The 12,917-nt window shown below is 60.8% G+C and carries 15 protein-coding genes and 1 tRNA gene; 8 read left to right on the top strand and 8 right to left on the bottom strand.

Features of this window, described 5'->3' with window-relative positions; all coding sequences use genetic code 11:
- Positions 1 to 101: 101 nt before the first annotated feature.
- Positions 102 to 638, bottom strand: coding sequence for a DUF1134 domain-containing protein (locus NKJ09_RS15070; protein ID WP_245278600.1), 537 nt, complete (start codon positions 636 to 638; stop codon positions 102 to 104).
- A 385-nt stretch (positions 639 to 1,023) separates the two neighbouring features.
- On the opposite strand from NKJ09_RS15070, the gene chpT reads away from it, so the two are divergent.
- Together chpT and NKJ09_RS15080 are read left to right on the top strand one after the other, a co-directional pair.
- Positions 1,024 to 1,653, top strand: a complete 630-nt coding sequence (chpT, locus tag NKJ09_RS15075; RefSeq protein WP_023719273.1) for a histidine phosphotransferase ChpT — start codon at positions 1,024 to 1,026, stop codon at positions 1,651 to 1,653.
- Positions 1,654 to 1,889: 236 nt separating this feature from the next.
- The gene (locus NKJ09_RS15080; RefSeq protein ID WP_023719274.1) at positions 1,890 to 2,258 is read left to right on the top strand and encodes a response regulator; all 369 of its coding nucleotides are present in this window, start codon (positions 1,890 to 1,892) and stop codon (positions 2,256 to 2,258) included.
- Between the two features lie 94 nt (positions 2,259 to 2,352).
- Here the strand turns inward: NKJ09_RS15080 and ctrA are convergent, their stop codons facing one another.
- Positions 2,353 to 3,048, bottom strand: a complete 696-nt coding sequence (gene ctrA / locus NKJ09_RS15085; protein WP_006203583.1) for a response regulator transcription factor CtrA — start codon at positions 3,046 to 3,048, stop codon at positions 2,353 to 2,355.
- A gap of 450 nt (positions 3,049 to 3,498) precedes the next feature.
- Here ctrA and NKJ09_RS15090 point away from each other — a divergent pair, with 450 nt between their 5' ends.
- Positions 3,499 to 3,876 (top strand): flagellar export protein FliJ, encoded by a 378-nt coding sequence (locus NKJ09_RS15090; protein WP_023719275.1) that lies wholly within the window; start codon positions 3,499 to 3,501, stop codon positions 3,874 to 3,876.
- A gap of 62 nt (positions 3,877 to 3,938) precedes the next feature.
- Here NKJ09_RS15090 and NKJ09_RS15095 read toward each other — a convergent pair whose 3' ends face one another.
- Positions 3,939 to 4,334: a winged helix-turn-helix transcriptional regulator gene (locus tag NKJ09_RS15095; protein WP_023719276.1), complete on the bottom strand. Its 396-nt coding sequence runs from the start codon at positions 4,332 to 4,334 to the stop codon at positions 3,939 to 3,941.
- A gap of 94 nt (positions 4,335 to 4,428) precedes the next feature.
- On the opposite strand from NKJ09_RS15095, the gene NKJ09_RS15100 reads away from it, so the two are divergent.
- Entirely contained in the window at positions 4,429 to 5,355 is a 927-nt protein-coding gene (locus tag NKJ09_RS15100) for an NADP-dependent oxidoreductase (protein ID WP_023719277.1), read from the top strand.
- Between the two features lie 57 nt (positions 5,356 to 5,412).
- Here the strand turns inward: NKJ09_RS15100 and sciP are convergent, their stop codons facing one another.
- On the bottom strand, positions 5,413 to 5,688 hold the full coding sequence (gene sciP / locus NKJ09_RS15105) for a CtrA inhibitor SciP (RefSeq protein ID WP_023679563.1): 276 nt from the start codon (positions 5,686 to 5,688) through the stop codon (positions 5,413 to 5,415).
- Between the two features lie 260 nt (positions 5,689 to 5,948).
- On the opposite strand from sciP, the gene mnmA reads away from it, so the two are divergent.
- Positions 5,949 to 7,139 carry a tRNA 2-thiouridine(34) synthase MnmA gene (mnmA, locus tag NKJ09_RS15110; RefSeq protein WP_023719279.1) on the top strand — a complete coding sequence of 397 codons (1,191 nt, stop codon included), beginning with the start codon at positions 5,949 to 5,951 and terminating at the stop codon, positions 7,137 to 7,139.
- Between the two features lie 14 nt (positions 7,140 to 7,153).
- On the opposite strand, the gene NKJ09_RS15115 is transcribed toward mnmA, so the two are convergent.
- Entirely contained in the window at positions 7,154 to 8,113 is a 960-nt protein-coding gene (locus NKJ09_RS15115) for a Gfo/Idh/MocA family protein (protein WP_352482033.1), read from the bottom strand.
- A 236-nt stretch (positions 8,114 to 8,349) separates the two neighbouring features.
- Between NKJ09_RS15115 and NKJ09_RS15120 the strand changes: the two genes are divergently transcribed.
- Positions 8,350 to 8,426 (top strand) — tRNA-Met (locus tag NKJ09_RS15120).
- Here the strand turns inward: NKJ09_RS15120 and NKJ09_RS15125 are convergent.
- Positions 8,383 to 10,017 carry a recombinase family protein gene (locus NKJ09_RS15125; RefSeq protein WP_352515703.1) on the bottom strand — a complete coding sequence of 545 codons (1,635 nt, stop codon included), beginning with the start codon at positions 10,015 to 10,017 and terminating at the stop codon, positions 8,383 to 8,385. The genes NKJ09_RS15120 and NKJ09_RS15125 overlap by 44 nt on opposite strands.
- A 347-nt stretch (positions 10,018 to 10,364) precedes the next feature.
- Here NKJ09_RS15125 and NKJ09_RS15130 point away from each other — a divergent pair, with 347 nt between their 5' ends.
- A complete protein-coding gene (locus NKJ09_RS15130) occupies positions 10,365 to 10,880 on the top strand; it encodes a hypothetical protein (RefSeq protein ID WP_023719281.1) in 516 nt (171 codons plus the stop codon).
- 399 nt (positions 10,881 to 11,279) lie between these two features.
- On the opposite strand, the gene NKJ09_RS15135 is transcribed toward NKJ09_RS15130, so the two are convergent.
- Together NKJ09_RS15135 and NKJ09_RS15140 are read right to left on the bottom strand one after the other, a co-directional pair.
- Complete coding sequence (locus NKJ09_RS15135; protein WP_352482032.1) at positions 11,280 to 11,468, bottom strand: hypothetical protein; 189 nt, start codon at positions 11,466 to 11,468, stop codon at positions 11,280 to 11,282.
- A 79-nt stretch (positions 11,469 to 11,547) separates the two neighbouring features.
- Complete coding sequence (locus NKJ09_RS15140) at positions 11,548 to 11,712, bottom strand: hypothetical protein (RefSeq protein ID WP_023719283.1); 165 nt, start codon at positions 11,710 to 11,712, stop codon at positions 11,548 to 11,550.
- Positions 11,713 to 12,384: 672 nt separating this feature from the next.
- Between NKJ09_RS15140 and NKJ09_RS15145 the strand changes: the two genes are divergently transcribed.
- The gene (locus NKJ09_RS15145; protein WP_352482031.1) at positions 12,385 to 12,648 is read left to right on the top strand and encodes a DUF1194 domain-containing protein; all 264 of its coding nucleotides are present in this window, start codon (positions 12,385 to 12,387) and stop codon (positions 12,646 to 12,648) included.
- Positions 12,649 to 12,917 lie beyond the last annotated feature (269 nt).

The following is a 12,917-nucleotide window of genomic DNA, read 5'->3' on the forward strand; positions in this document are numbered from 1 at the left end:
ATCTTCGCATGACGGAAATCCGGCGCCGCGGCAAGGGTCTGCCGCGGCAAAGCTCAGACCGTGGGATCACAGGGCCAACCGCAGTGGCGCCATCGTGCAGGTCAGAACGGATTCCAGGTCGCGCGTTGGGTGAGCTTGAGGTAGCCGAGATTGACGCCAAGACGGGCGCCGACGCCGGTACGGATCGGCACGAGCAGCACATTGTTGTTCTTCAGCACGTTGAAACCGACGCCGGCGATGACATAGGCAGAGCCGGCGACGCCGCCAAAGCGGTTATAGAGGCTGCTCACATCGTCGAGATTGTAGACCAGCATCATCACGCGCGAGCCCTCGCCGCCGAAATCCCAGCCGAGCGACGGGCCTTGCCAGAACACTTTGTGATCGCCGGCATTCTTGGTGTAGAGCGTGCCTTCGCCATAGGTCAGGCCACCGATCAGCGCCCCGGACCCCTCTTCGCCGAGCAGATAGCCGTTCGGCAGGCCATAGGTGGCGAAAATCTTCTCGACGACCGTGGCCAGCCCACCCGATGTCGCGCCGAAGAATTTATGACCGGAATCAACGATCTCCTGGGCGGTGTACTCTTGCGCCCGCGCGGCCGATGTCGAAAAGGCGACAAGGCCGATGAGCGCGATCGTCATTGAGATGACACGGAAAAAAGTCCGGTCGTAGAATCGGGAAACCATGCTTCCAATCTCCGTCAGGGAGCACTTTCGCCGACGCCTCGCACCCGTACGGCTCTTTGGCGGCCGTTAAGGATGACTGTTAGGGGCAAACTATGCCGTAATCCTTTTTCAACCATTAAACTCTCACATGAACATGGCGGTTCGAAGGCTGTTTTCGCATGCCCGCGCAGCACCCAGGCTGCGTGAACACACCATTTTCGACAATGATAATTTTGGATTTGTTGCTGCACGCACAAGCGCTGTGTATTCACAATGCTTGGGAGAGAGGGTGATTCGTGTGGACAGGCGTGATCATGATCGCCCGGTCATTTTGTTGTGAAATTTGCAGGGATTTTTGCCGATGGCCGAGCTTTTCACCCTTTCCGCACCCGACCTGGCAGCGCTGCTGTGCAGCCGGGTCTGCCACGACATCATTTCGCCGGTCGGCGCCATAAACAACGGGCTTGAGCTGCTCGACGAAGGCGGCGCCGACGAAGACGCCATGAAGCTGATCCGCCAAAGCGCCAAAAACGCCTCCGCCCGCCTGCAATTCGCCCGCATCGCCTTCGGCGCCGCCGGTTCGGCCGGCATGCTGATCGACACCGGGGACGCCGAGGCCGTGGCCATCGCCTTCCTGAAGAACGAGAAGCCGGAACTGGTCTGGAACGGAACCCGCGCCCTATTGCCCAAGAACAAGGTCAAGCTGCTGCTCAACCTCATCCTCGTCGCCAACGCCGCCATTCCGCGCGGCGGCAGGCTGGTGGTCACGCTGGAGAACCTCGAGACCGAGCCGCGCTTTGCGCTCGCGGCGAGCGGCCCGATGCTGCGCGTGCCGCCCAAATTCCTGGAATTGCATTCCGGCCACAGACCGGAAGAGCCGATCGACGCGCATTCGGTGCAACCCTATTACACGCTGCTTTTGGCCCGCGAAGCCAACATGACAATATCGATCCATGCGACCGCCGACGAGATCGTCCTTTCCGTAGCCTGAAGTTCTCCAAAAGAGCGCGAAGTATTTCTCCAGGTCATATTTGCGGCGCCGTCCTAACATCTGTCAGACGGGCTTGCAGATTGATTGGATGAAGCATTGCGAAAGAAGATTTCGCTTACAACACCTTCAGGAAAATTTTACCTAACGGCTTTTCGGCTTCTTTACCAGATCGGCCTATGTTCCCCGGCAGATGCCACGACGCTGCCGGTTCGCCGCATGGCAAAGAGGGTCCGGGAATGAAACGCTGCATGTTCGTCGACAATTCGAGCGTCATCAGGAAGGTTGCAAAGCGTATCCTGGGCGGCTCCGGCATGATGGTGATCGAAGCCGCCAGCGGCCATGAGGCGATCGAGATGTGCACTGCCGACATGCCGGACATCATCGTCGTCGACGGCGCCTTGCCGGACATGCAGGCGCAGGACCTCATCCGCCGCGTGCGCTCCATGGAAAGCCCGGTATTGCCGCAAGTTCTGATTTCGCTGGTCGAGGTCGACGTCGGGGCGATCATGCGGGCAAAACGCGCCGGCGCCCAGGGTTACCTGCTGAAGCCGTTCAACCGGCCGCAATTGCTCGAGTGCTTCCGCGCCTTGAAGATTGCCGCCTGATCAGGGGTCGTTCCATTCCGATGAAATCGGGATGAGGCTCTATCCTATTGTTTTACTGTGTTCTTTTCCGAAAACCGGCATCCACTTTTCGGGATCAGGCGCTGACGCGGATATCTTCCGGCTCACGCAGCACATAGCCGCGGCCCCAGACGGTCTCGATGTAATTCTGCCCGCCCGATGCGGCGTCGAGCTTCTTGCGCAGCTTGCAGATGAAGACGTCGATGATCTTCAGCTCCGGTTCGTCCATGCCGCCATAGAGATGATTGAGGAACATTTCCTTGGTCAGCGTGGTACCCTTGCGCAGCGAGAGCAGCTCCAGCATCTGATATTCCTTGCCGGTCAGATGCACGCGCTGGCCACCGACTTCAACGGTCTTGGCATCGAGATTGACCACCAGGTCGCCGGTGGTGATGACCGACTGGGCATGGCCCTTGGAACGCCGCACGATGGCATGGATGCGGGCGACCAGTTCGTCCTTGTGGAAGGGCTTGGTCATGTAATCGTCGGCGCCGAAGCCAAGGCCGCGCACCTTGTCCTCGATACCGGCCATGCCGGAGAGGATGAGGATCGGCGTCTTCACCTTGGACAGGCGAAGTGTCCTCAAAACTTCATAACCCGACATGTCGGGGAGATTGAGATCGAGGAGAATGATGTCGTAATCGTAAAGCTTGCCTAGATCGACACCCTCTTCACCAAGGTCGGTCGTATAGACATTGAAACTTTCCGATTTCAGCATCAGCTCGATGCTTTGTGCGGTTGCACTGTCGTCTTCTATCAGCAGAACGCGCATTTCATTCCCCTTTTCTGCCGCCGGACCATTTCACGACCCGTCCAGGACCGGAGCAGTGATTGCCTGAGCAGAGGCTGCCATCGAATGGTTAATAAAACCTAATTCCCCGTCCATGACGGTATCAGATTTTTTAACCCCTTTCTACACCTTGTTGAATCCAATAATGAATCACAGACCCAAACCGTTAATGCAGCACATTAATAAGCCAGACTAAGTGACTCTTCGGACTCGTTGGCCGGGTTTCGCGACGAGTAGCAGAATTTTTACCCGCCCTTAAGTCCTGAGCCGTATGATTAACAATGCCCGTAAACGAATGGTTACCGCCGGCAAAAAACTTTAGGAGTTTGTTTCCCATAGTTCCGGGAAAGCCGGTGGAAACGGGTGAAGCCTGGGCCTTGCCGGGTGAATTGGACGATATGTGCAGGTGTGCGTTTCCGGGAGTACCGAATCATGAAGTCACGTGAAAACCTCGTTCGGCTGAAGCAATTTCAGGTGAGCGAGAAGCGGCGGCAGCTGCTGCAGCTCGACATGATGATCGCCGAGTTCGAGCGCATGGCCGTCGAGCTGGAACTTCAGATCGCGGCCGAAGAGAAGAAGGCCGGCATCACCGACATCAATCATTTTGCCTATCCGACCTTCGCCAAGGCGGCACGCCTGCGCCGCGACAACCTCAGAAATTCGCAAAGCGACCTCGCCCAGCAGCGAAATGTCGCCGAATCATTGCTGAGCGAAGCCGAAGCGGAGCTTTCCAAGGCCGAGATGCTCGAATCGCGCGACACCAAGGCGCGCGACACGGAAGCCGGCGGCCGCAGCGCCATGATCGGCTGAAAACAAGGCTTTAACGCGCGTCGCGCTTGAGCGCTATTGCTGTGCACCGAACGGTGCCGGCCTCAGGCATCCAGATCTTCTTGCTGTTCGGCCGCCCGCGCGCGGGCGTCCTTGATGTCGGGCACATGCTGCTCCGACCAGGCCCTGATCTGATTGAGCAGTCCTGCCAGGTTCTGGCCAAGTTCGGTCAGCTCGTATTCGACCCGCGGGGGAATGACCGGGAACACCTCGCGCCGCACCAGGCCGTCGCGTTCCAGGATACGCAGCGTCTGCGTCAGCATTTTCGGGGTGATGCCTTCGAGCTTGCGCGCCAATTCGCCGTTGCGGAGCCGGCCCCGGCGCAACGCACAAATCACCAGGTGGACCCATTTGCTGGCGAGCGTCTCAAGCACCGCGTGCGAGGGGCACGTCCGTCGGAACGCGTCATAACCGGAAGGGAAACAATCTTCGCTATCCATGAGGTGCGTATATATCAAAAAGGTACATACTAGACAAGAGAATATTACTATCCAAATGATAGTGGCATATCAAACCAGCAGGAGAGAGCCTCCCATGCGTGCCATTATCCAGAATTCCTTCGGCGCACCCAACGTCCTCGTCATTGCCGATCGTCCCGCGCCATCACCCGAGGCCGGCGAAGTGCTGGTCCGCATCGAGGCGGCCGGCATCAATCCGGTCGACGGCGCAGTGCGCGGCGGCCACTATCCGCTGCTTGGCGAGCCGCCCTTCATCCTTGGTTGGGACGTTTCGGGAACTGTCGAGGCGCTGGGCTCCGGCCTGTCCGGCCTTAAGGTCGGCGATGCCGTCTTTGGCATGTCGCGCTTTCCCAAACAGGCGGCAGCTTACGCCGAACTCGCCACTGTCCCGGCTGATGAGCTTGCGCCGAAACCTGAAGGCATAGACCACGCCCAAGCCGCCGCGCTGCCGCTGGCCGGCCTGACGGCCTGGCAAGGCCTTGTCCGCCATGGCCGGCTCAATCCTGGCCAGCGCGTGCTGATCCACGCCGGAGCCGGCGGCGTCGGCCATCTGGCGGTGCAGATCGCCAAGGCGCGCGGTGCTTACGTCGTCGCGACCGCCAGCCCGGAAAAGCTCGATTTCGTCCGCTCGCTCGGCGCCGACGAGGTGATCGACTACACAGAGGATGATTTCACCGGAAAGGCTCGCGACATCGATCTCGTTCTGGAGCCGTTCGGCGGCGAGCATGCGGAGCAATCGCTAAAAGTGCTCAAGGCCGGCGGTGTTCTGGTGTCGCTGCTCGATGTCAGCGATGCCACCAAGGCAAAGGCCAGGACGCAAGGCATCCGCGTCGAGCGCATGTCCGTGGTGCCCGACCGTGCCGCTCTGGTGGAACTCGGCAAATTGATCGACGCGAAAAAGCTGGCCGTCCACGTGGCAAAGGCGTTTCCGCTCGAACAGGCCGGTGCCGCCCATGCCTTTCTCGCCACCAGGCCGATCGGCAAGGTGGTGCTGACGGTCTGAAATCCCAGATCGTCGCTCCGGCAAACTTTAAGGGCGCGGATCAGCGCCCTTATCGGACTAATGCCGGTATTGCTGGATGCGCGTGGTGCGCAGCCCGGCAAGGCCGTATTCGTCGATCGACGCCTGCCAGGACAGGAATTCCTCGGTGGTGAGCTTGTAGCGCTGGCACGCCTCTTCCAGGCTCAAAAGCCCGCCACGCACCGCCGCCACCACTTCCGCCTTGCGCCGGATAACCCAGCGACGTGTGTTCGTCGGCGGCAGATCGGCGATGGTAAGTGGGCTGCCGTCAGGCCCGATAACGTATTTGACTCGCGGTCTAATTAGATCGGTCATCGTACTCTCTACAAAAAACTCAAAGACCCAATCCCCACCACATTACCGCCACAGCTTTAAAATTTGGCTAAGCAGACCCTAATGGATAGGTAAGGATCATGAACGCCGCGTTAGTCTTTTCATCGGCATTTGAGATATCTGCCGGCACGCGCATTGAACCCGGCTGGAAAAATGAGCCGGCCTGCAAAGCTGGCGCGGCCGGGACGCTTGACCTATATTCCGGCCATTGGCATTGAAGCGCCGCGCAGAACGAAAGAACCATGAACAGCCTCGATCTTCCCGGACGCCCCGAAAACACCCGTGTCGTCGTCGCCATGTCGGGCGGTGTCGATTCGTCGGTTGTTGCCGGTCTCTTAAAGCACGAGGGCTACGACGTCGTCGGCGTCACGCTGCAGCTTTACGACCACGGCGCGGCAACGCACCGGGCCGGCTCATGCTGCGCCGGCCAGGACATCGACGATGCCCGCCGCGTCTCCGAGACGCTCGCCATCCCGCATTACGTGCTCGATTACGAGGAGCGCTTCCGCAAGGCGGTGATTGACCCGTTCGCCGAGAGCTATGTCGCCGGCGAAACGCCGATCCCTTGCGTCTCCTGCAATCAGACGGTGAAATTCGCCGATCTTCTCGCGACCGCCAAGGAACTCGGCGCCGACGCGCTGGCCACCGGTCACTACATCCGTTCCGGCGCCAATGGCGCCCACCGCGCGCTTTACCGGCCGGTCGACGCCGACCGCGACCAGAGCTACTTCCTGTTCGCCACCACCCAGGCGCAGATCGACTATCTGCGTTTTCCGCTCGGCGGCCTGTCGAAGCCTGAGGTTCGCGCCATCGCCGAGGAGATGGGACTGACGGTCGCCGCCAAGCAGGACAGCCAGGACATCTGTTTCGTGCCGCAGGGCAAATATTCCGACATCATCGCCAAGCTGAAGCCGGCTGCCGCCAATCCGGGCGACATCGTCCATATAGACGGGCGCGTGCTTGGCCGCCACGAAGGCATTTTGCGCTACACCGTCGGTCAGCGCCGCGGCATCGGCATCGCCTCCGGCGAGCCGCTCTACGTCGTCCATCTCGACGCCGACCGGGCCCGCGTCGTCGTCGGCCCGCGCGAGGCGCTGGAAACCCACAAGATCTTCTTGCGCAACATGAACTGGCTGGGCGATGGCCCGCTGACCGAGATCCTGGCGGCCGGGCTCGAGCTTTTCGCCAAGGTGCGCTCGACGCGGCCGCCGCGCCCGGCCGTGCTGCATCACCGCGCGGGCGTCACTTCGGTGGAGCTGGTCGACGGCGAGTCCGGCATCGCGCCCGGTCAGGCCTGCGTGCTCTATTCCGACGACGGCAACGAGGCGCGCGTGTTCGGCGGCGGCTTCATCGAGCGCTCCGAGCGCGGCGCCGAAGCCGAGGCGATGCTGACGCGGCTTGCCGTCCAGCCGGCGCGGGTTCCCGCCGAATAGACGGCGTTTTTCGCTTAGGGCCTGGTGTGGGCGACGGTGCCGGCGGTCAGGATGCGCAGCACTCGGATGGCTTCCTCGCCGCTGGTGCGCGGTTCGGCCCGCGTCTCGATGCAGTGGATGAAATGCTCCAGCTCGCGCGTCAGCGGCATGCCCTCGCCGACCGCCACATAGGACGGCTCGTTGGCGGTGAACGCCCATTGGCCGCTGTCCTGCCACACCGCGTGGCGGTAGACGGCAAGCTTGCGCTCCCACGGCTCGACATCGTCGAACACCGCCATCGCCTTGGTGCCGACCACGGTCAGCCGCCGTTCGCGGTAAGGGTTGAGCCGCGAGGCGAACAGATGGCCGCGCAGGCCGTTGGGAAAGCGCATGTGCAGATGCGCAAAGTCGCTGAGATTGTCGAGAAGGGCAGCGCCTTCGCCGCGCACCTCGACCGGCTCGGTGCCGGTGATGGCCAGGATCATCGACAGATCGTGCGGCGCCAGATCCCACAACGCATCGTTTTCGGTGTGGAACTTGCCGAGGCCGAGCCGGTGCGAATGGATGTAGCGGACCTCGCCGAGCTCGCCATTGTCGATCAGCGCCTTCAGCGTCTCGAATGCGGGATGGAAGCGCAGCACATGGCCGACCATGAAGACACGGCCATTGTCGGCGGCAGCCTGCACCGAGCGCTCGGCGTCGGGCACCGTCAGCGCGATCGGCTTCTCCACCAGCACGTCCTTGCCGCCGAGCACGGCGCGCACCGCCATGTCGGCATGGAACTGCGGCGGCAGCGCCATGACAATGGCGTCGACATCGTCGCGGGCAAACAGCGCCTCCGGCTCGATCGCCAGGCAATCCTGCTCGCTGGCAAAACCTTCCGCACGCGCAGGGTTGACGTCCGAAACCGCGTGCAGCGCGCCGAGCGCCTTGAGGGTGCGGATGTGGTTGCTTCCCCAGTATCCGCAACCCAGGACTGCAATGCGCGGTTTCATCAATTTCTGACCATGGCTTTCGTGGGCGAGACATAGCGACGTGCCTCGCCGAACTCAACCCCGGCCTGTGCGCCCAAATGTCTGCCCGGCAAAGCTTTAGGCGCCAGCAATATGCCGGCGCGGCAGCCACTTCGATGCTTGACAGGCTTGGCCTCGCAACCTTATATCCGCGCGACCTTGGCGAACGCGCCGATATGCCTGCCGATTTAAGCCGGATTTCGGGCCTTCGCCGCCCTGGCGGGGTAGCTCAGTTGGTTAGAGCACGGGAATCATAATCCTGGGGTCGGGGGTTCAAGTCCCTCTCCCGCTACCATCGCTCCCCCCCGAACGGAGACGCGGTGGCTCAGGCCCTGGTCGACCATGTTGGACAGATATCCATCGATCAGGATCGACGGCTGCTCACCCGCCTTTGGCGGGTAGACCGTCACTGTGGTCACGACGTCGCGGACGATCTTCTTGGCCTCTTCAGAGACGAAACCGTTGTCGCCGATCGCCGCGGCGAGCGCTTCGAGATCTCTGATATAGCGGGTGACCAGCGCCGGCTTCAGCGTAACGACCTTGGGCGGCTGCGGCGTCACCGCGAGCTCGCCCTCGAGGCGCTGGCGCTCAGCGCGCAGCTCGGGCAGGCGCTGCTCGGCCTCGGCTTCGGAGATCATACCTTTGACGTAGGCGTTCAGCACCCGGTCATATTCGCGCTTGGCAGCGTCAAGCCGTTGCGCTGCCTTTTCGCGCGAGGCGCCCTGCCCCGAATAGAGCTTTTGATGCTCATCATTGTAGGCGGCGACATAGTGGTCGATCAGCGCCTTGTCGTTCAGCCTGGCGCGCAAACCGTCCAGCACCGTCGCCTCGATATGATCGACGGCATAGGGCCGCGTGTTGGTGCACGAGCGCGATTCCTTGGCGCGCGTGCAGACGATGCGGGTCAGCCGTCCCATCTTGTCCTTCACCGACATGCCCGAGCCGCAGGCGCCACAGCGAAGCAGACCTGAAAGCAGCCGCGTGTTCTTGCGCTGCGGCGTCTCGCAACGATTGCGCGGCTTGCGGTTGTTGACCGCGGCGAACAGCTCGGCCGGCACGATGCGCAGATGCTCGGCGGCATGCTCCTGCCACTCGGACTTCGGATTGACGCGCGACTGGCGCCGGCCGCTATCCGGATCCTTGACCATGTGGACACGGTTCCAGACGATGCGGCTGTCATAGATGGCATTCTGCAGAATGCCGTAGCCTCGCTTTGGGTTGCCGTTGATAGTCCCACCCGACCAGTAGCGACCGCGCGGCGGGGCAATGTTGTCATCGTTCAACCCGCCGGCGATGTCGCGCGGCGTTCGGCCGGCCGCATACTCCTCGAAGATGCGCAGCACGATCGCCGCTTCTTCCGGCAAGATCGACAGTTCGCCAAGCTTTCCCGGCACCGGCGCATAGCCATAGGCCTTGCCGCCGGCGCTGCGGCCGTCGCGCACCACGCCGGCCATGCCGCGCCGCACCTTCTGCGCAAGATCCTGTAGATATAGCGCGCCGACCAGGCCGCGGATGCCGATCTGCACGATGTCTGCCCGGCCGTCATGCACGGCGCGGATTTCGATGCCGAGATGGGTGAGCCGCTTGTAGATGCCGGCGAGGTCTTCCTGGTCGCGCGACAGGCGGTCAAGCGCCTCGACGATGGGGACGTCGAACAGGCCGTCGCGCGCGGCGTCCATCATCGACAGCACGCCGTCGCGGCCCATGATCGAGGCGCCGGAGCGGGCGCGGTCGTGAAAGACGGTGGCGACGGTCAGCTGCTGCTTGGCGGCATAGTCCGAGCAGAGCGCTACCTGGTCCTCAATCGACCTGTCGGTCTGCAGGTCGCTTGAATAGCGGGCATAGAGTGCCGCTCGTTTCATGGGTGTTCTCCTGGCGGCGCTCATAAGCGTCGCGCGCCGCCTGACGCGCAAGGGCCTCGACGAGGCGCGCCAGCGCCGCGGGCAGCGAGGAACCGCCGCCACAAGAGACGAGGAACCGCCGCCACAAGAGACGAGGCGGCCTTCGAGGTCGAGCGCGAGTTCACGTGCTTCATCGCCGAGACTGATAAGTACCGGTGCTGATGCCGCGACGGTTTTACAATCCCGCCGTAACCCGTTGATATCATACAAGCGACTTTCCGCCTGTTTTACAGGCAAGTCCTTGGAATCGGGTCGAAAGGGCTAGCTTCCCAAGCTGAACGCCTATCTGCCCTCAGTTTGAATTGGAAACTCGATTCTGCTATGAACCGGCAATGACCAAGACCTACTGGAAGACCATTGCAAAGCGCGCCTGGCGGGAAAGTCTCGCATCGGTCAGATGGAACAATTGGGAGCGCATTCTAGTTACTCTGGCTCCGCTTTTCGCTGTGTTTTTTGCCACTTGGTATTTCCTTGGCGATATGTCCGGAGCGCTAGTAAAGCTTGTGGCGGCCGTAGGTATGACAACGGTGCTGGCGGCGATTTTCTTTGTGTCGAAACTTCTTACTGTGCCCGCGAAACTGCAGGCCGAAGTTGAAGAGAGATTGAGCGCGACGACGAAGGCCGTTGATAAGGATGCTGCTCAAAAGGACCTAATCGCCAATCGCGTTGAAATCGTCCGGCAATTTGCCGGACTGTACGTCCTAAGCCACGACGGCATAACTTCTCGTATGATGGCAGGACTAGAGCTTCCTCCTGCCAAGTGGCTAAACACAGAATTGGCTAATGCAGGCCACAACTGGCGAGTTCGCAACATCTCCGGCTCCAATTTTGAGATGGTCGAAGATTGATTGCCGCTAACACTGGCCTCGGTCTTTGATAGACCATGGCCTGGGGGTTCTGGTTTCAACTTTTGTCCATTTTCGTGCGAATTCGGCCTGACGAACAATCGAAACTGTCGTTGATCAGAATGGCCTTTTCACTGGCCTGTCACGCCGGCATTCTAACCGCCCCGCTCTGACACAGCCTAGTGCGGGCTAAACGGACAACCTATCAATGAGGCGAACAATCACTTCGTCGTCTACTTTCTTCTTCCGGGCTCCTAACGGTAATGATTCAAAATGTGTCGCCGCCCGTCTGCGGCCCGCCGTTTCGCCCGAAATCAGGGAACGATATCGGCCCCCATGTATTAGAAATCAATGGACACTATGGAACCCCACGGCCACGGGATGGCGGCCGATATTTTGACGTCAGAAGTTGCCAACGCCAGGCAGCGCATTCACCGGACCGAGCTCGCGCTTCAACGCACTGAAGAAATGCTGGCCGAGAATCTCGCGATGTGCAGAAGAATACAGGCCGCGCAACGGCGCGTGGTAGAGGCGAGATCGCGGCTGACGAAGATCGATCCCTGCAGCGCTGACAGAGTTCGCACGGGTCACGCAGCGGTCCCTCCGGGCTGACTGCCACGACAGGACTGCCTGATCATCTCGACTTGGACCGCAGACCAGAACGCGCTTTCTAGTTGCCTGACTTTTCTGCCGAGCGATAGGCGTTGACGAGCCGCTCGACACGTTCCCGCGTCACGGTCTTCCACTGGTCGGAAGGTTTGTCTTTGCCTTTTGCGGGCAGGTCTGCCGACTGAACCAGGTCCGGAGATTGAGCAGGTCGACTGAGCAGCATCATCGGACGATCTCGTCCCGGCCTTCCGGCCAGCCCTTTGCGAGCGTAAGGTCGGACATCGGAACGAAAGTCGGCTCCGCGAATTCTACTGCGAGATAATTGGAATCGTCGCCCATGAGGCTCGCGACCCTCCACCTTGAAACTGCGAGATACGGCGACGTATTTCGCGCAGCAAGGCTCGCGCAGCTGAGGCGGGAAATGGTGAGGCATATCCAGCGCACAGACGCCTCGGCTCAAAAAGTCGAGCAAGCGCTGGCTAGGTTGGCCGAAGCAAACGCACCCATGGACCGGCTCGCGCGGCATCAGTAGGGCCACGCTCATGTCCGCCTCCGCATCGGCACGATGTTGAGACGGCCGCGCACATAACTGATTTGCTCGAGACCTGATCGACATGGTTGGCACCAATCGTGCATCGCTGCTGCAAGAAGCCAGGATTCTGAAGGCGCATGGAGGTCTTACTTCCTGACCGAGTCCTGGCAGCCGAATGGTATTGGAACATTCGGGGGGGAAGCAGCAAAACGGGCTCTCGCTACCATAAACGTAATTTAGACCCGCCCCTTGGCGGGTTTTTCATTTCCGTCGCCGAGTTGGGGTGCGCGCGGTTTCGCGGCTGACGCCGCGTGCAATTGCCGCCGCAGCATCCTCCCGTTTGACCAACCGGATGGACGCGCCGAGATGATGTCCTTCATTCCACGCTTCGCTGGTCGGAGAAAACCCGAACGGGCACGAGGCGTGCTATTCGCTGTGGCGGTGAGCCTGACAACGTCGCTGTCGGCCACGGCGGAGCAGGTTTCCTCGGTGGATCTCGAACTGGTTCTTTGTGTCGATGTATCGTCTTCAACGAGCGAGACGGAACAACGGCTGCAGCGGGAGGGATATGTCAACGCACTGCTCGATGCCGAAGTGTTGCAGTCCATTAGAATCCGGCCGGCGTGGTAATGCCCATATCGGTCTCCTTCGACCAATATGAATCATAGGCCGTCCATCAAAGGAATCCTGAATCCCTTAATTCGCGACTGACTTTTAGCCCGGTGGCGGGGCAGCCACAGGGTGGACATTTCAGCCCACATGGAAAATGATCATGTTGCCATGCACAACACTGCAGTGCTCTGATCTCGACGAGAAGCCTGAGCGTAGAAGCGGATCAACCGACCTCCGGTCCAGCGAGCGAGGACGCAAATGGACACCCCAGAGAATGGGCAATTGCA

Source organism: Mesorhizobium sp. M0189 (assembly GCF_040322135.1).
GTDB lineage: Bacteria > Pseudomonadota > Alphaproteobacteria > Rhizobiales > Rhizobiaceae > Mesorhizobium.